Below are 16,378 nucleotides of genomic sequence, written 5' to 3'. Positions count from 1 at the left end.
TATGAAGGAGGACATCTTACACATGCCTGAAGGTCTGATCGTCAAGGCGCTTAGCGGATATTATTATGTCTCCAGCCTGGATCAGGATGGGCGTCCGGTATCTGGCGAAGCTACGGTACAATGCAGAGCACGCGGCATTTTTAAGAAAAAAGAGATCACGCCTCTTGTCGGTGATCGGGTCGTTTACGAACTGACTGAGAACGGGGAAGGTATGGTCAAGGAGATTAGAAAGCGTACGACGGAGCTGATTCGTCCTCCGGTAGCTAATACCACGCTTGCTGTGCTGCTGTTTTCCTTGCGTGAGCCGGATTTAAACCTGCCTTTACTGGACAAATTTTTAGTCCATATTGAGCACGCCGGGCTGGATACGATTATCTGTCTGACTAAGCGCGATTTGTATGAAGGCAGCCCTTCAGAGGATGACACCGTGCTGGCCGTTCAGGAAATGTACCGGAAGATCGGTTATGAAGTGCTGGTAACCAGTGCCCGTACCGGAGAAGGAACGGCTGAGCTTAAGAAGCTGTTGGCTGGTCAAATCAGCGTGTTTTCCGGGCAGTCAGGTGTAGGGAAGTCTTCCATGCTTAATGCTTTGGAGCCTGGGTTAACGCTGGAGACGAGCGCCATAAGCAATAAGCTGGGCCGAGGAAGACATACGACTCGTCATGTAGAGCTTATTCCTTTAGACAACGGAGGGTTTGTAGCAGATACGCCGGGGTTTAGCCAGTTGGATTTTCTGGAGCTGGGTGTGGATGAACTATCTCCCTGTTTTCGTGAATTCCAGCAGTATGCGGAAGGATGTAAATTTCGGGGGTGTACCCATATTCACGAGCCTGGCTGTAAAGTAAGAGAGGCCCTGGAAGAAGGACATATTTCACAGGGACGGTATGATAGCTATTTGCAGTTCTATCAGGAATTAAAAGAAAAAAAACGGAGGTACTAAGTTTATGTTAAAAATAGCACCGTCGATTTTATCCGCTGATTTTGCTCGCTTGGGCAGTGAAGTTGCGGAAGCTGAGGCAGGAGGGGCAGACTGGATTCATGTGGATGTAATGGATGGACATTTTGTATCCAATATTACATTGGGTCCACCTATCGTTCAGGCTATTCGTCCGCATACGACTCTTCCCTTGGATGTTCATCTGATGATTGAGCATCCTGAACGTTATATTGGCGATTTCGTAAAAGCAGGAGCCGATATCATCACTGTTCATGCTGAGGCGTGTGTTCATTTGCATGGTGTCCTTCACTTGATCAAGCAGCAAGGCGCTCTGGCTGGAGTGGCTCTCAATCCGGGTACTTCACCATACGCGATCAAGGAAGTGCTGCCAAATGTAGATATGATTCTAGTGATGACGGTCAATCCTGGCTTTGGAGGACAGTCCTTCATTCCAGAGACGTTGAATAAAATCAGACAAATCCGTGCTTGGTTGAACGAATTGGGTCGTCCAGACGTACATATCGAGGTAGACGGAGGTATTGCGGAGGAGACGGCACCAGCCGTATTTGAAGCGGGGGCTAACGTGCTGGTGGCTGGTAGTGCGGTATTCGGCAGAGCAGACCGCGCAGCGGCTATTGCTACGATTCGGGACAGTGCAGCTCGTTTGTCCAAGTGAAGCTGACCGAAGCATTGTGGATGACTGTCGCGAGCATGGCGACGGGGTTGACCCTTAGCTGTTTCTCGCTTGTGAAGGCTCCTTGGAATGCCGTTCTTTCACTTTTGGCTGTTCTAGTTGTACTGTTTTATTTTCGTAAAAATGAACGGCGTGGTTTACGAATAGGTTTTGTGGTGTGCAGCGTACTTTATTATATCCTGTTTATTTTCATACTCTCAGCATATCTCTATGTTCGCGGACTTGTCTGATGGTATAGCCTGGGATGGTTGTGCATAAATATGGTTACATGAGCGGGATTCTCATGTAGCCTTTTTTTGTGGGGTAACAACCCTTGACAGGTTGCATAAACTACAGAGAACGGATGCAGGAGGATGATGGGGAGGGTGAGGCATGAAGTTTTACACAATCAAGCTGCCAAAATTTCTGGGTGGATTCGTTAAAGCCATTTTGAATACATTCCAGAAAAACTGAATTCAACGTAATGTAAACACAGGATGTAGGATGAAAGCTAGAGTTACACAGGGCACGCTTCCCGGGCAGAACAGATAGGTAGCTCGGTAGTAAAAGATAAGAACGCACGGGAAGGTGCCTGACATTTTATTCTCCTGAACTAGGCGGATATTACTTTTCGAATAACCAAAAAAGCACCCGTTTAAAACGAGGTGCCTTTTGTTTATAACGATATTTTTTTACGACTACACGCGAGTCACTTTACCGGCTTTCAATGCACGAGTGCTGACATAAACGCGTTTCGGTTTACCGTTAACGAGAATGCGAACTTTTTGTACGTTGACGCCCCAAGTACGGCGATTACGGTTGTTAGCGTGAGATACGTGGTTACCGCTGCCAGGCTTTTTGCCTGTTACAGAACATTTACGAGACATGATTCCACCTCCTATTCTGAAAATAACCAAATTCCATATGGAACGGGTCTCTCTTCAGGCCGACTGGGTCAGCCGGACTTTGTAAGTCACTAACCTGAACAAAACAATACTTAAATATAATATCATAGTCAAAAAAGCTCCGTCAACTGATTCAAAAACTTTATTTATTTCTCTTTCGCATTATAGTACAATATGGGATAGTTATTGTTGCGATTATTTTGTATTTAAATGGAATGTGAATTCTTATTCCAGTCATGCCGGCGGTTCAGAGGCGGGACTATAGTTATCATTCCAGCCGATGATTTATTGTGGGGCAGTTGACTGGTTTTTCATTGTATATGACCTGTAGAAGAACGACCAGACGTGAGTACAAGAGCTTATGAAAGTGTGACATTCGTATTCGTCGTCTGGCTTTAGTATAATTTAATTGAACCTGTAGGCACAGTTGAATAAGGTGTGGTGAAGGTTGATAGTAAAACAAGTGTATTAAGCTAGGAAGGGGAATTCTCTTGAGTAATCGTTCTTTGAATGGAACAGATTTTACCGCAATGGTTTTAGCCGGGGCGGAACAATTACAGCAGCATGCGGAACATGTCAATTCACTAAATGTATTCCCGGTGCCAGACGGTGATACGGGAACCAACATGAATTTGACGATGAGCGCGGGCGTAACGGAATTAAAGAGGGGGGATTCTTCCTCCATCGGTGTCATGTCCGGCATATTATCCAAAGGTTTGCTGATGGGAGCCCGCGGCAATTCAGGGGTTATCCTGTCTCAGTTGTTTCGTGGCTTCAGCCGTTACGCTGCCCCATACGAGGAATTGAATACCCTTCAGTTCGCATCGGCATTGCAGAGCGGGGTGGATGCGGCCTACAAGGCGGTGGTTAAGCCGGTGGAGGGTACAATTCTTACCGTGGCGAAGGAAGCGGCCAGGCATGCTGTGTTTTTCTCGCGCCGGACGAACGATATCACGGAACTGATGGAAGAAGTGCTTGCCAAAGCGAAGGAAACGCTTGCCATGACGCAGGACATGCTCCCTGTACTGAAGCAAGTAGGAGTTGTAGATTCGGGTGGGCAAGGTCTTGTGTATATTTATGAAGGCTTTATGCAGCATCTTGGAAGCGGCTTGGTGACGTCTCCAATTGCAAAAAGTGATAATGCACGCCAGGTTTTTGCTCCTCACGTATCGGAGAGACCTACTGCTCCTGCAGTTGTTCCTTCCCCAGATGCGCCGATTTCTGCGCAAGCGAAGCTCGAAACGGATAATATTGAATTTTTGTATGATATGGAGTTTTTTATTAATCGACAACTGGGCGATGCGCAAGGTACCTATTTTGATGAGGAAGCCTTCCGGAAAGCGTTATCTGTAGATGGTGATTCTATTATCGTGATTTCAGACGATGATGTCATCAAGGTTCACGTGCATTCTAAGGCTCCTGGTGAAGTACTGAATTTGGCACTGCGTTACGGAGAAATTACACAGATTCGTATTTTAAATATGCGCGAGCAGCATCGTGATTTGTTGTCTGCGGGTATGGATGTTGCTCCTGAGCCTGAGTGGTTTGCTGAAATACCAACAGAGCCTGTACGTGAGGAAGAGCCGTCTGAGCCTCCCGCTCATGAACTGGCATCCTTTGGTTTTATAGCTGTGGCTTCCGGTGAAGGAATTGCTGATATTTTCAGAAGTTTAGGCGTCGATGTTGTCCTTGCTGGCGGCCAAACAATGAATCCGAGCACAGAAGACTTCGTTAATGCGGCCCGCTCGATTGCGGCTCAACATATTTTTATTCTTCCGAATAATTCCAATATTATTTTGGCGGCAGAACAAGCACGTGAACTGCTAGAGATGGAACGTTTGGTGTCGGTTATTCCGAGCAAAACAATTCCTCAGGGCATTGCGGCAGCATTTGCTTTTCAGGAGGAAGAGGCTTTTGAGGTAAATCAGGACAATATGCGTGACGCAGTCACCCGGGTGAAGTCTGGGCAAGTGACCTACGCGGTACGGGATACGACGCTTGATGATCTGCATATTACAGCAGGGCACTACATCGGTATTCAGGATTCCAAGATTGTTGCGACCGAGGAACACTTAATGGCAACGTCCCGTTTTTTGCTAGCGAAAATGCTGGTGAATGGCGATGAAATTGTTACGATTCTTACAGGTTCGGACGCGAATCAACAAGACACAGATCAGCTTGTTGCATGGATTGAAGAAAATTATGCGGATGCTGAAGTGGAAGTTCATGAAGGTGGTCAGCCGATTTATCCTTATTTGTTCTCAGTGGAAACCTGATGTGCTTTTGCGCGTCCATGGAAGTCCACTACAAAAGGAGGTCTGACTGATGAGTAGTACCATCATTTTGACGGATAGCACGGCTGATATTCCACCGGAATTAGCAGACCGTCTCGGTATAGTCGTTGTACCACTGACAGTGATGTTCGGCAGCACAGCTTACCTGGACGGCATTGAGATGTCAGCGGCGCAGTTTTACAGCGAACTGGTACGGGCTGATGAGCTGCCTACGACTTCACAGCCTTCACCAGCCCGTTTTTTGGAGACATACACGACATTGTTGGAGCAATACCCTGAGAGCCAGGTTATCTCTATCCATTTATCCTCGGGTGTGAGCGGAACGTATCAGTCTGCTCTGCTGGGCAAATCCATGCTGGAGAAGCATGAACATAGAGTGACTGTGGTGGATTCCAAATCAGCTTCATACGGATACGGTATGCTAGTGGTTTATGCGGCAGAGCTGGCGGCAGCCGGGCACTCCCCGGCTGATATTGTTCGGGCTGTGGAACGTCGTGGAGAGCGTCGTTGTTTGTATTTCCTGGTGGATACTCTGCAATACTTACAAAAAGGCGGACGTATTGGTAAGGCAGCGGCAATGGTGGGCACGTTGCTTAACATTAAGCCGATACTTTCGATTGACAAAGAAGGCATTATTTATTCGGTTGATAAGGCGAGAGGGCATAAAAAAGCGACAGCGAGAATTATTGAACTACTGGAGCGGGACTTAAAAGGCCAAAAAATTAATATTGCTGTGGGTCATACGGCAGATCGCTCAGCGGCAGAAGCGTTCGTGGCTCAGCTGGCAGAGCATTTTGAGCTAGGAGATCGAATATATACTGAACTTGGCGCTGTGATTGGGACCCATGTAGGGCCAGGAACGATTGGCATTTTTGTGTGGCCGGCCGGAGATGAGAGGTAATATGCTGCAATTGGATCAAATACCTTTAAAACAAATACATGGCGTGAGTGCTCTCAAAGAGGGAGAGCTTCACGCTTTTGGCATTTTTAACATACAGGATGTGCTGGAATATTATCCGTTTCGGTATGAAGATTACCGACTGCGCTCGCTAAGCGAAGTGAAGGACGGAGATAAGATTACGGTACAAGCCAAAATTATGGGCATTCCAGTGCTTCAGCGTTACGGGCGCAAATCAAGGTTGACTTGTAAATTGATGGCCGAGGATTGGATGTTTACCGCAACGTGGTTTAATCGGCATTTCATGAAGGAGCAGCTAACCTCAGGTCGTGAAATTGTGGTGACTGGTAAATGGGACCTCAAACGTATGCAGATGACTGTTGCAGATTCTGAGTTTCCTGATAAAGGAGTAGCCCGCTCGGGGACACTTCAACCGGTGTACTCTATAGGCGGCAAGATCACCCAAAGTTGGATGCGAAAAATAATGAACCAGACGCTCCAGCAGTTTGGTGAAATGATCCCCGAAATATTGCCTGAGTTGCTTGTACGCAAATATAGTATGATGCCGCGCAAGCAGGCTATTGCGGGTATACACCAGCCTCAGGACAACCGCGAGGGGCAAGAGGCTCGTCGGCGGATGGTGTATGAGGAACTGTTTTTATTTCAGCTGAAAATGCAGGCATTCCGGGCGTTAAATCGCGGTCGTGCGGACGGGGTGGTACATACGGTGGATAACGCCACGATTCGTGAATTTGTAAGGGCTTTGCCTTTTGAATTAACGGATGCACAGAAGAAGGTAGAGCTTGAAATACTGCACGATCTACGCTCATCTTATTGTATGAACCGTCTGCTTCAGGGGGATGTTGGGTCAGGTAAAACAGTTGTTGCTGCCATCGGTTTATTTGCCACAGTACGTTCCGGTTTTCAGGGAGCGCTGATGGTGCCAACCGAAATATTGGCCGAGCAGCACATGCGATCGCTTCACAAGCTGTTTGAGCCCTTTGGAATCAGCGTTGGTCTACTGACTGGGAGTACAACCGGGAAGAAGCGTAAGGAACTGCTAGCTGCTCTCCAAATGGGTCTGCTGGACATTGTAGTAGGCACCCATGCTCTCATTCAGGAGGATGTATATTTTCGTCAGCTTGGGCTTGTTGTAACGGATGAGCAGCATAGATTCGGAGTGAACCAGCGAAGTGTACTGCGTCGCAAAGGCTATAATCCCGATGTGCTGACGATGACGGCCACACCGATCCCTCGTACGCTGGCCATCACTGCGTTTGGCGATATGGATGTTTCTACGTTGTCAGAGCGGCCGAAGGGGCGTATTCCAATTTCCACCTATTGGGTGAAGCACGAACTGATGGATCGGGTACTTGGTTTTATTTCCCGCGAGGTAGACCAGGGACGGCAGGCTTATCTGATTTGTCCGTTGATTGAAGAGTCGGAGAAGCTAGACGTACAGAATGCCATCGATTTGCATATTCAAATGCAGCAGGCTTTTCCACATTACCGCGTTGGGCTATTACATGGACGAATGACTCCCGCAGAAAAGGAAGAAGTTATGCGTTCTTTCTATGCGAATGAAATTCAGTTGCTCGTTTCAACGACGGTTGTGGAGGTAGGCGTAGACGTTCCCAATGCGACACTAATGATCATTATGGATGCGGATCGTTTTGGACTATCCCAGTTACATCAATTACGTGGACGAGTCGGACGGGGTGCACATGCCTCGTATTGCGTATTGATCGCTGACCCTAAGTCGGAGGTTGGTCAGGAGCGGATGAAGGTTATGACCGATACGGACGATGGTTTTGAGGTGGCTAGACGCGATCTGGATTTGAGGGGGCCGGGTGACTTTTTTGGTACCAAGCAGAGTGGGCTACCCGAGTTTCGTTTAGCAGATATGGTAGCGGATTTTGAGGTGCTGGAAAAGGCGCGTGAGGATGCAACTGATCTGATCAAGGATGCGTCCTTTTGGACATCTCCGCAGTATGAAGCATTGCGCGGTTATTTGCAAAAAGAGCAGATTTTTCAGGGGGATCTCATCGACTAATCCACCATGAATTATGAGATTGTTTTAAACGTTTTAAACAGATAGGCACAATGGACAGGCTGGCCGTCATATATTTGGGAATGACCGAATGATATGGGAGGTGTGGCAACATTGAGCTATCAGCAATATGGAATCAGTCCGCAACTGGTGGAGCGGATTAAGTTGAAAATGAAGAATCGTGCGCTCAAGGAGCGGGTTAAGCAGCAGATTGAAGGTGTGACTAAAGCGGACCTGCAAAATAAAGCTAAGGTGCGTCATCTTGTGAAGTCCACTTCTGCTATTTTAAACGAGCGTTTGACGGCTGCGCAGGAGGAGCAATTGACCGCCTTCGTATTGGCACAAAAAATTGATCCGTCCAATACATTTCATCTAATCAAGCTGTGGGGAATGTTCCGTTGATTGCTATTTGAAGAGGTGCTTCAAAGCGTTCTCCATGTTTTTTTGTGAAGCACAGATAAAAAAAGGATTGCCTGATATCAGGCGATCCTTTTTGGTTTGTTTTAGTTCATTCCCCGGGCAATAGCTAGTGTGCACTTATCATGAGACTTTTTATTTGTAATGACCGCCAATTTTGATAGAGCGTTCCATGGCCTGCCCGGCATCTGTTAACGATGATGCTCGCATGATGATGGACTGACCATACCGATCCTTTAAAGTGTCCGTCACCTTTTCCAAAGCACGGGATCGCTCCTGATCCTCAAATAAATCCAACTGATATAGTTGATCATCCACCAATCCGCTTAAAGTAACCCCTGCGCGCTTCACGGGCATATGATTCCAAAAAGTATAAAAGATTTTTTTAACGGTTTCATATAGTTTTTGGGTATGGTTTGTAGGATCGGGTATCTTCATTTGTCGGGAGAACCCAGTTGGTGCCTCGTAGGGACTGCATATACAATGAACAGTCACAACTGAGCCCATATATCCTTTGCGGCGGGCGTCCCGACACACCTCTTCTGTTAGTTCAAGCAGGATGGTTTCCACTTCCGCAGGCTGGAGATAGTCGCGGGGAAGAGTCATCATATGACCGATGGATTTGGGAGGTGTATTAAATGTTTCCGGCTTGACCGGGCTGTGATCGATCCCGTTAGCAGTTCGCCATATCACCTCTGCCTGAATATCGGACTGCTTGCCGAAATGAGACCGGAATCTGTCCTGTAGCCGGGGTAAGGGGGTACGTGCGATATCTCCAATGGTGTGTAGTCCAAGCTTCTCCAAATGCCGTTCCATACGCGAACCAATGCCGAACATAAGACGTACTGGCTGAGGCCACAGCAACGCTGCAATATCGGATGTAGGCAACAAGAAAATGCCACTGTCATTTTTTTTAGCCCATATATCTGTCGCGGTTTTAGCCAGCATTTTGTTGGAGCTGATGCCAATTCGAATCCATACTCCTGTTTGTGCCAGTACCTTTTGCTGAATTTCACTTGCAATACTCACCGGATCTCCGAACAGAGAGAGGCTTCCGCTCATATCCAGAAACTGTTCATCAATGCTGAAAACTTCAACCAAATCCGTATATTCATTATAGATTTCTGTTATTTTTAATGAGACATCGATATAATGCTGCATACGCGGGCGTACAATGATAAGGTCAGGACATTTTTTCACCGCTTCTCCCAGACGTTCTGCTGTAGATATACCGTATTTTTTGGCCAGCGGACATGCAGCTAAAATAATGCCTGAACGAAGTGCAGGGTCACCGGCCACAACGAGTGGCTTATGTTGGTATTTGGGATCATCTGCTTTTTCGATGCTGGTATAAAAACTTTGGCAGTCCGATAAGAATATGGTTCTATTTCTGCGTTCCTTCAAAAATTCGACCTCCTCTCCTGATAGGTGTTGATCATCCTACCAAAATATTCTTGAATGTATACTCTTATAGTAGTATTATATACAGAACAAGTGTTCCTAATACAAATGTATTTTTTGGAACGTTAGAGTTTACGTAAAACCTAACATGGCGTATCATAATATCTTGAGCAAAAACAAGTTGGAAATGAATGAATATTGAGGGGAGAAAACCATTTTTATGAACCCAAAACGTCGACCATCATCTCAAAAACGCAGTAGGTGGCGTATTTTTGGCAGAGTTTTGCTAATTAATATCAAGTGGTTCTCGTTTGCGGGTGTACTTGGAGTGCTATTTGCTGGAGGTCTTATATCCGGCTATGTAGCGGCACTGGTTCATGATGAACCTGTACGATCACGTCAGTTGATATATGAAAAGGTAAATGAGAACGCTCTGACCAGCTTTGTATTTTTTAATGATCAGGTAACTCCGGTTGGAAGAATGCGCATGGAGGAGGATCGACAGCTCGTTGATCTGAAGGATGTCCCTCAGTCGATTGTGGACGCCCTCATTTCAACGGAAGACAGCCAATTTTATGAGCACCGTGGTGTGGATTTAAAGGGAACAGCTCGTGCCGTTAAGCAGAAGCTTTTGAATGAAAACCGCCAAACAGGCGGCAGCACACTGACGCAGCAGGTAGCCCGAAGGGTTTTTCTCAGTCTGGATAAGACGGACAGCCGCAAGGTGAAGGAAATGCTGCTAGCATTGCGTATGGAACGGTTTATGGGCAAGGATAAAATATTAACGGCTTACTTAAACAAAATGCCTTTTGGTAATGGTTCCGCTGGTTACAATTTATATGGAATCAAGTCTGCTTCGTTAGGAATTTTCAATGTAAGTGATCTACATAAGCTTCATATTGCTCAGGCGGCTTATTTGGCAGGTCTCCCGCAACTGCCATCTGTTTATTCCGCTTTTGATGGTAAAGGGAACTTTGATGAAGAAGGCTTCAATAAAGCGATGGAGCGTCAGCGTGTCGTGTTGGGAAGAATGCTGGCAACAGGTAAACTTACGCTATCCGAATATAATGAGGCGCTTCAATTTGATGTGAAAGCCACTCTTGCGCCACATCGCGAAAAAAGTTATAACACATTCCCTTATTTGATGCTGGAGACAGAGCGGGAAGCCGCTCAATTGTTAGCGCTCCAGCAAAATCCGGATATCACGCCAGCCGAAATTTCCAAGCCTGAGCATGCCGAGCTTCTTCAAAATACGCGAGAAGAGTTGCAAAGGTCCGGATATCGAATTTATACAACGATAAATAAGAAAATTTATAATAATATGCGGCAGATTGCAGCCAATCCACAAAACTTTTCTCCGTACAGTAAGAAGAAGGGATTAGAGCAGATTGCAGCAATCATGATTGATCATAAAACAGGGGCTATACTTGGTATGATCGAGGGCAGAGATTTTAATACCGAGCAAATGAACTATGCAACTCAAATGACACGTCAGCCCGGTTCTGCCATGAAGCCTATTGCTGCTTATTTACCTGCTTTGGAAAAAGGCTACACTCAGCCAGCCGGTCTTATTGATGATTCACAAATCATATTGAAAGACGGACGTAAAGGTTATCATATTCCTAAAAATTATAACAGACGGTACGAGGGGCTTATGACAGCCCGTGAAGCACTCAATCGGTCAATCAACATCCCTGCGCTGAGGCTGTTCTTATATGAAGTTAAAATTCCTAACGCTTGGAATTTTGTGCGTTCTCTTGGAATTACGACCATTCAGTCGCAGGATGAACATGCACAGACAGGGGTTTTGGGTGGACTAAGTAAAGGGGTATCCGTCGAGGAACTGACCGCAGCATATGGAACGATTCCCAATATGGGTGTATATAATGCACCTCATCTGATCAGCAAAATTACGGATGCCAACGGGAAGATCGTATATGAATTTAAACCGCAGACGAGACGTGTATATTCGCAGCAAACCGCATTTTTGATGACGGATATGCTCAAAACGGTTATATCAGATCCGAGGGGAACTGGCAAACGTCTGCAAAATGCTTTTAAAAGCTACGGTGCCATTGATATCGCCGGTAAAACCGGTACGACACAAAACTTTGGTGATGTGTGGTTTATGGGGTACACACCCGACGTTACACTAGGCGTCTGGGCTGGTTACCGCCAACAGGTTAATACATTATCTCAAGAAGGTCATTCCAGAGCACAGTCAGTGTGGGCACTGATCATGAATGAGGCGGTCAAGGACCAGCCTGAGCTTTTTAAGAATAAGCACTTTATACAGCCGGAAGGTGTTGTAAGAGTTACGGTTTCTAGCCTTACAGGTAAGCTACCAGGGCGTTATTCCCGTCAATCGGGTCAACTCGTGACTGACTGGTTTAATCAAAAATATGTGCCTATCGAGGTTGGAAGAGAACAGATTCCGCGTTCTGCTAGACCAGTGGTCCCATCCAAACCAGATATCAAGGAAAAAGCAGTCCCAGAGGTTGAGGTCCCTGCAATAGATCAAGAGAAAATTCCACCAGAGGAAACGGATCCTGCTGTTCCTGACGCAGACACAGAGGTAGATATGCCTGATGAGAACAACGATGTGCCATCAACAGATACTTCGCAACCTTCTGTTGAAAATGAACAGGAGACTCCTTCTGAATCGGAAAGCCAGAGTGAGACTCCAAAAAACCAATCTGACGAAGTTACTTATCCAGAAATAATATCTGATCAACCCAAAAACTAAACGACAGGAACGGTTTAGTTTAAAATGCCGTTCCCAACAATGTCTACAGTGACCTGCGGATGAAAACGAACATTGGGGTATTCTTCATTCCAATCTACACTTTTCCATACTGCTGGATGATGAGCGATCAACTGTCTGTCTACGCCAAAGGGATCATATCCATTTTCCTGATTGCTTTGAGGATCATCTACAGCCTCTAGCGTATGCGACAACACGCCTTCAGGAGTGAGATCATAAGCCGATGCATTTGCCAATCGGGCATCCTTCAAATTGTCCTGATCCCAGCAGCCTGTTATAAACATGAGTAGAGCCAGCATTCCAAGCGCTCTGCTCTTTTTTATGTTTCAGGTCCCTCCTTTTTTTGAAGAGATAGGATAGAATCAGCAGCAGAAAAGGGAACACAATTAGGAAAAAATAAGCAGAATTATTGGCTGTGGAACAAATGCCCAGTTATTATTTGATGGTATGCGCCAGCTCTAATGGCAAAATAGCACGGGAGCTATTAGAGTAGTTGGGCTACCTTCAGCCAAAATCGTAATCCGTCCCTCCATTAGATTGGCGGTCACACGATCCGGTCGTTCCGTGAGCTATTGAGGGAAGAGAATAAGAATTGTCCTCCTTAAATTCTTGAATAAAACCGGGAGGGAGCGCCATATCGGAGGAGATTGCTTTAATTCTCGTTTTCACTGCTTTCACCAGCTCAGGATTAGCCAAGTCTTGAACATAGACAATAACGATTTTAGTTCGGGTTTTAGATCCCACATAAAGTAGCGTACAACCAGTGACGGGGTGACAATTTGTTTGCGAATCAGATTCAGATTGATGGATAATTGCTCAAACATTTCTGCTTAATTCAACGGAAGCTGCGTCATGTCCAGCCAAGAGAGCACCTCCTTTTGGATGAGATAGGCATAATGTGTGCCAAATGGACTGAGTTTATCCATGATCTGGTGACTTATCCATTCTTGAATCACCAGATTACAAGGGGGCTTAATCTTGCGTCGGATCAATTCCTAGATAGTGTCCCAGTTTCCGCCGGACCTCGCTGCGAGCAAAGGATGAAAGCATGAAAAATCGCCTTTGATAGCCACGGCATACATACAAAACCTCTACGCCTTCATGATTTCGGATTTCGCTGTAAATTTTAATTCCTAGTGTTTTCATTCGCGCTTTTGTCTCTGCTAATTGAACAGCTACGCGCTGTTGTACTCCAGTCAGGCTACGAACATACAAATCGGGCATTTTTAGAGGAGAGGTATTTATAATACGAATGTCTCGTTCCAGCACATCCAGAACAAGAGTTAAAAGTACACAGATCTTGACCAGCCCTGTGTCTTCTTCAGAAGGTAAAGGAGCTTTATTCTTGTGGTTCAGTATCTTTTGGCTTGGCATAAAAATCTCCTTTACTCCGAGTAAGAATACAATATATAATCAGTATATAGAACGTATGTTCTATTTATACCTCATCATAGGAATTTTTCCATGGCTAAAGCAATCATCAATTATTGGAAAAGTGATGGGGAGCGATACCCATGTGCCATTATGTAAAGAATCTTACGTTTATCGCCAATGACAGTCAAACAGAGTTTATGTTAAGCTAATGGATAAAAACTTACATAAAAGGGGAGATCGTTCTGACTGCGGTCAGCCTTTACTATTTAACTTAAGAAAGTGGAGAAAGAAGGTATACATATTGTCACGTTCGTTATATGCAGCTTTATTACTGTTGAGCCTCATTTGGGGCGGTTCGTTTATGTTTATCAAGGTGTTGTTGCTACATCAGGTAGGGCCGTGGACTATTGTATTTCTCAGGTCCAGCTTTGGGCTTATTTTTATTGTCTTGTTAATGATACTTATGCGCAGGCCGTTTAAAATCAAAAGCATTCCGTGGAAATCGGTTACTCTGGTAGCTTCGGTCAACATGGTCTTGCCATGGACATTGATCGGTTTTAGCGAGACCAGAATAGCTAGCAGCATGGCTTCTGTATTGAATGCTACCACGCCCATATGGACCATGTTGGTGGGGCTTGTTTTTTTCGGAGCTATTTTTCATCGAATGCAGTGGTTAGGAATGGGTTTCGCTTTTGTAGGAATTATTATTTTATTGGGTATTAATCCTGCATCTATTATTTCTGTTGATCCTGTGGGTTTTGGGTGTATGCTGCTTGCGACTCTTTGCTACGGATTTGGAACACAGCTCTCCAAACGTTTTCTTTCCAATCTTTCCATGTATCAGGCTACCTTTGCGACACTGCTTGGTGCGGCGGTAGGGGGTGGCATTATGATGGCAATGGTGGAGAGACCTGATTTGTCGATTGTTTCTGATTCAGGTGTATTGGGTTCTCTTATAGGACTGGGAGTTTTGGGATCAGGAGTAGCATATATTTTGTTCAACTACATGATTTTGCGGGGGAGTGCGGAATTTGCTTCTTCGGTGACGTATTTTGTACCAGTAAGTGCCATTGTATGGGGCTTTTTGCTCTTGAATGAACATATCGGCTGGAACGTTCTAACCGGGCTGGTCCTTATACTTGGAGGAGTGTTTATGGCCAATCAGCGTAGAACCGCCAAATTAAGTGGATAATAATCTAAACAAAAATAAAATACAATTTGGGTTATATTAAATGTACATTCGCCAAACCTTCGGTATAATGCGTTAATTCACACATACAATAAAGCATGCTCACACATAAAATAAAATATGGTGCAGCAAAAAAGCAAGCTGTTTAGCAGGTGACAAGGTGTGGTATAATAAATTATAGAATTATATGTACCACAGAAATGTCGGAGTTTTATTCCACAAAAGAAAGGATCAGGATACCATGTGTCCCCGAAGGATACTTCCCCAAAGGACGATTTGGAAACGATTTGATCTGTCTTATACTTAGCTTTTCCGCGGAGTAACGTCAAGTTGCGAAAGCCAACTCTGCGGAAGAGGGGATTGTACATGCGAAGGACCAAGTCCTCCAGGCACATCTTACCTGGTAGTTTCCGTAAGAGTGGGTTCATCCACATTAAACTTACGAGAAACCGAGGGAGCCTGTATGAGGAAAACTTACGAATCTATCGTGAACAATGGAGCATTGAGACAGATTGCTGTCATGTTGCTCGGAACATGCATTTTAGCTTTTACGTACTATCACATTAATGCCCAAAATCATTTGTCAGAAGGCGGATTTGCAGGCTTGGCCCTGCTGGGACATTACGCGTTTGGCATATCTCCAGCATGGAGTATGTTGCTGCTTGATATTCCCGTCATATTGCTGGCATGGGTACTGAAGGGCAAAAGATTTATGCTGCTTGCGTTAATCGGAGCCGTCGCTTTTTCACTGTTTTATGCAGGATTTGAGAAGTATTCGACTCTGGTTATAGATCTACATGGAAATCTGCTGATAGCTGCTCTACTTTGTGGGGTGCTTACAGGTTTGGGAGCCGGAATCGTACTGCGATTCGGTGGAGCAACCGGGGGCGATGATATCTTATCTCTGCTGATCAGTGAGTGGCGCGGGTGGAAAATCGGCAACGTGTTTATTGTCAGTGACATCATCGTACTGGGATTATCACTATTGTATCTGCCTATGAAGGAAACAATGTTTACAATACTGGCTGTGTGGCTTGCCGGAAAAATAATTACATGGACGACCACGTTCCAACTGCACCGACCTGTGAAAAAGGTACTGCCAGCGGCTATTCCCGCTAAAAAGGTGGTTGCCAAAACAGTGCCGGTCGTCCACAGCCTTCGTCAATAAGGAAAGGGTGTTACGTTAGGAGAGAAATCTTCTTACGTAACACCCTTTCGCTGTATTCAGCTTCTATCAGGAAGGTTTTAAAGTAGACTGAATGCGTCCGTTTTATATTTTTTCTACTGTTTCTCATCTTGCTCGGCTGGATGATTATCGTTCCATTCCTCGGCTTGGGAAGTGGCAATCGCAATCGAGCGACCTTCTTCATAGCCGTCACGGAGTAGAGCGTTAGCAATATCAACGGCTTTTTCTCGCACACGAGGTTCCAGGTTTTTCATGGATGGAGGGTAATCATGTTTGTTCCAAGGCATAGT

At 45.5% G+C, this 16,378-nt stretch carries 17 protein-coding genes and 2 pseudogenes; 10 read left to right on the top strand and 9 right to left on the bottom strand.

The window, feature by feature from the left end; translation table 11 throughout:
* The first annotated feature begins 22 nt into the window (after nucleotides 1–22).
* From rsgA to spoVM, 3 genes are all read left to right on the top strand, one after another.
* The gene (gene rsgA, locus MKY35_RS15895) at nucleotides 23–940 is read left to right on the top strand and encodes a ribosome small subunit-dependent GTPase A (protein WP_039270882.1); all 918 of its coding nucleotides are present in this window, start codon (nucleotides 23–25) and stop codon (nucleotides 938–940) included.
* Between the two features lie 4 nt (nucleotides 941–944).
* A complete protein-coding gene (gene rpe, locus MKY35_RS15890; protein ID WP_342444199.1) occupies nucleotides 945–1,613 on the top strand; it encodes a ribulose-phosphate 3-epimerase in 669 nt (222 codons plus the stop codon).
* 390 nt (nucleotides 1,614–2,003) lie between these two features.
* Entirely contained in the window at nucleotides 2,004–2,084 is an 81-nt protein-coding gene (spoVM, locus tag MKY35_RS15885) for a stage V sporulation protein SpoVM (protein ID WP_010345573.1), read from the top strand.
* 224 nt (nucleotides 2,085–2,308) lie between these two features.
* Here spoVM and rpmB read toward each other — a convergent pair whose 3' ends face one another.
* Nucleotides 2,309–2,497, bottom strand: a complete 189-nt coding sequence (rpmB, locus tag MKY35_RS15880) for a 50S ribosomal protein L28 (RefSeq protein WP_013310881.1) — start codon at nucleotides 2,495–2,497, stop codon at nucleotides 2,309–2,311.
* Between the two features lie 509 nt (nucleotides 2,498–3,006).
* Here rpmB and MKY35_RS15875 point away from each other — a divergent pair.
* The 4 genes from MKY35_RS15875 (at nucleotide 3,007) to MKY35_RS15860 (ending at nucleotide 8,159) form a co-directional block, all read left to right on the top strand.
* Nucleotides 3,007–4,791 carry a DAK2 domain-containing protein gene (locus MKY35_RS15875; RefSeq protein WP_342444198.1) on the top strand — a complete coding sequence of 595 codons (1,785 nt, stop codon included), beginning with the start codon at nucleotides 3,007–3,009 and terminating at the stop codon, nucleotides 4,789–4,791.
* A 49-nt stretch (nucleotides 4,792–4,840) separates the two neighbouring features.
* Nucleotides 4,841–5,710, top strand: coding sequence for a DegV family protein (locus MKY35_RS15870; protein ID WP_039270887.1), 870 nt, complete (start codon nucleotides 4,841–4,843; stop codon nucleotides 5,708–5,710).
* A gap of 1 nt (nucleotide 5,711) precedes the next feature.
* Nucleotides 5,712–7,760 (top strand): ATP-dependent DNA helicase RecG, encoded by a 2,049-nt coding sequence (gene recG, locus MKY35_RS15865; RefSeq protein WP_342444197.1) that lies wholly within the window; start codon nucleotides 5,712–5,714, stop codon nucleotides 7,758–7,760.
* 111 nt (nucleotides 7,761–7,871) lie between these two features.
* Entirely contained in the window at nucleotides 7,872–8,159 is a 288-nt protein-coding gene (locus tag MKY35_RS15860; RefSeq protein WP_013310877.1) for a stage VI sporulation protein F, read from the top strand.
* A gap of 150 nt (nucleotides 8,160–8,309) precedes the next feature.
* Here MKY35_RS15860 and MKY35_RS15855 read toward each other — a convergent pair whose 3' ends face one another.
* Entirely contained in the window at nucleotides 8,310–9,578 is a 1,269-nt protein-coding gene (locus MKY35_RS15855) for a DNA polymerase IV (RefSeq protein WP_342444196.1), read from the bottom strand.
* A 217-nt stretch (nucleotides 9,579–9,795) separates the two neighbouring features.
* Between MKY35_RS15855 and MKY35_RS15850 the strand changes: the two genes are divergently transcribed.
* A complete protein-coding gene (locus MKY35_RS15850) occupies nucleotides 9,796–12,321 on the top strand; it encodes a transglycosylase domain-containing protein (RefSeq protein WP_342444195.1) in 2,526 nt (841 codons plus the stop codon).
* Between the two features lie 14 nt (nucleotides 12,322–12,335).
* On the opposite strand, the gene MKY35_RS15845 is transcribed toward MKY35_RS15850, so the two are convergent.
* The 6 genes and pseudogenes from MKY35_RS15845 to MKY35_RS15820 form a co-directional block, all read right to left on the bottom strand.
* Entirely contained in the window at nucleotides 12,336–12,638 is a 303-nt protein-coding gene (locus MKY35_RS15845) for a Ger(x)C family spore germination C-terminal domain-containing protein (RefSeq protein ID WP_342444194.1), read from the bottom strand.
* A gap of 159 nt (nucleotides 12,639–12,797) precedes the next feature.
* Nucleotides 12,798–12,893, bottom strand: a pseudogene (locus tag MKY35_RS15840) (spore germination protein); the annotation flags it as partial.
* Between the two features lie 85 nt (nucleotides 12,894–12,978).
* Nucleotides 12,979–13,035 (bottom strand): annotated as a pseudogene (locus tag MKY35_RS15835) (hypothetical protein); the annotation flags it as partial.
* Nucleotides 13,014–13,163: a hypothetical protein gene (locus MKY35_RS15830; protein WP_342444193.1), complete on the bottom strand. Its 150-nt coding sequence runs from the start codon at nucleotides 13,161–13,163 to the stop codon at nucleotides 13,014–13,016. The gene MKY35_RS15830 and the pseudogene MKY35_RS15835, both read right to left, overlap by 22 nt.
* A 6-nt stretch (nucleotides 13,164–13,169) precedes the next feature.
* Complete coding sequence (locus tag MKY35_RS15825) at nucleotides 13,170–13,295, bottom strand: hypothetical protein (protein WP_342444192.1); 126 nt, start codon at nucleotides 13,293–13,295, stop codon at nucleotides 13,170–13,172.
* Nucleotides 13,296–13,311: 16 nt separating this feature from the next.
* A complete protein-coding gene (locus tag MKY35_RS15820; RefSeq protein ID WP_039270894.1) occupies nucleotides 13,312–13,713 on the bottom strand; it encodes a hypothetical protein in 402 nt (133 codons plus the stop codon).
* A gap of 301 nt (nucleotides 13,714–14,014) precedes the next feature.
* Here MKY35_RS15820 and MKY35_RS15815 point away from each other — a divergent pair, with 301 nt between their 5' ends.
* On the top strand, nucleotides 14,015–14,905 hold the full coding sequence (locus MKY35_RS15815; protein WP_342444191.1) for a DMT family transporter: 891 nt from the start codon (nucleotides 14,015–14,017) through the stop codon (nucleotides 14,903–14,905).
* A gap of 460 nt (nucleotides 14,906–15,365) precedes the next feature.
* The gene (locus tag MKY35_RS15810; protein ID WP_029517217.1) at nucleotides 15,366–16,070 is read left to right on the top strand and encodes a YitT family protein; all 705 of its coding nucleotides are present in this window, start codon (nucleotides 15,366–15,368) and stop codon (nucleotides 16,068–16,070) included.
* Between the two features lie 113 nt (nucleotides 16,071–16,183).
* Here the strand turns inward: MKY35_RS15810 and MKY35_RS15805 are convergent, their stop codons facing one another.
* On the bottom strand, nucleotides 16,184–16,375 hold the full coding sequence (locus MKY35_RS15805; protein ID WP_029517218.1) for a hypothetical protein: 192 nt from the start codon (nucleotides 16,373–16,375) through the stop codon (nucleotides 16,184–16,186).
* Between the last annotated feature and the right edge of the window lie 3 nt (nucleotides 16,376–16,378).

Source organism: Paenibacillus sp. FSL L8-0638, assembly GCF_038593075.1.
Classification (GTDB): domain Bacteria; phylum Bacillota; class Bacilli; order Paenibacillales; family Paenibacillaceae; genus Paenibacillus; species Paenibacillus polymyxa_D.
Note: the sequence above shows the minus strand (reverse complement) of the source record. Positions and strands in the feature narration are given on the sequence as shown.

Coding starts and splice junctions, on each gene's coding strand:
- MKY35_RS15810 (WP_029517217.1), top strand. CDS start 15,366: ATGAGGAAAACTTACGAATCTATCGTGAACAATGGAGCATTGAGACAG.
- rpe (WP_342444199.1), top strand. CDS start 945: ATGTTAAAAATAGCACCGTCGATTTTATCCGCTGATTTTGCTCGCTTG.
- recG (WP_342444197.1), top strand. CDS start 5,712: ATGCTGCAATTGGATCAAATACCTTTAAAACAAATACATGGCGTGAGT.
- MKY35_RS15830 (WP_342444193.1), bottom strand. CDS start 13,163: ATGTTTGAGCAATTATCCATCAATCTGAATCTGATTCGCAAACAAATT.
- MKY35_RS15870 (WP_039270887.1), top strand. CDS start 4,841: ATGAGTAGTACCATCATTTTGACGGATAGCACGGCTGATATTCCACCG.
- MKY35_RS15845 (WP_342444194.1), bottom strand. CDS start 12,638: ATGCTGGCTCTACTCATGTTTATAACAGGCTGCTGGGATCAGGACAAT.
- MKY35_RS15820 (WP_039270894.1), bottom strand. CDS start 13,713: ATGCCAAGCCAAAAGATACTGAACCACAAGAATAAAGCTCCTTTACCT.
- MKY35_RS15805 (WP_029517218.1), bottom strand. CDS start 16,375: ATGCCTTGGAACAAACATGATTACCCTCCATCCATGAAAAACCTGGAA.
- rpmB (WP_013310881.1), bottom strand. CDS start 2,497: ATGTCTCGTAAATGTTCTGTAACAGGCAAAAAGCCTGGCAGCGGTAAC.
- rsgA (WP_039270882.1), top strand. CDS start 23: ATGCCTGAAGGTCTGATCGTCAAGGCGCTTAGCGGATATTATTATGTC.
- MKY35_RS15850 (WP_342444195.1), top strand. CDS start 9,796: ATGAACCCAAAACGTCGACCATCATCTCAAAAACGCAGTAGGTGGCGT.
- spoVM (WP_010345573.1), top strand. CDS start 2,004: ATGAAGTTTTACACAATCAAGCTGCCAAAATTTCTGGGTGGATTCGTT.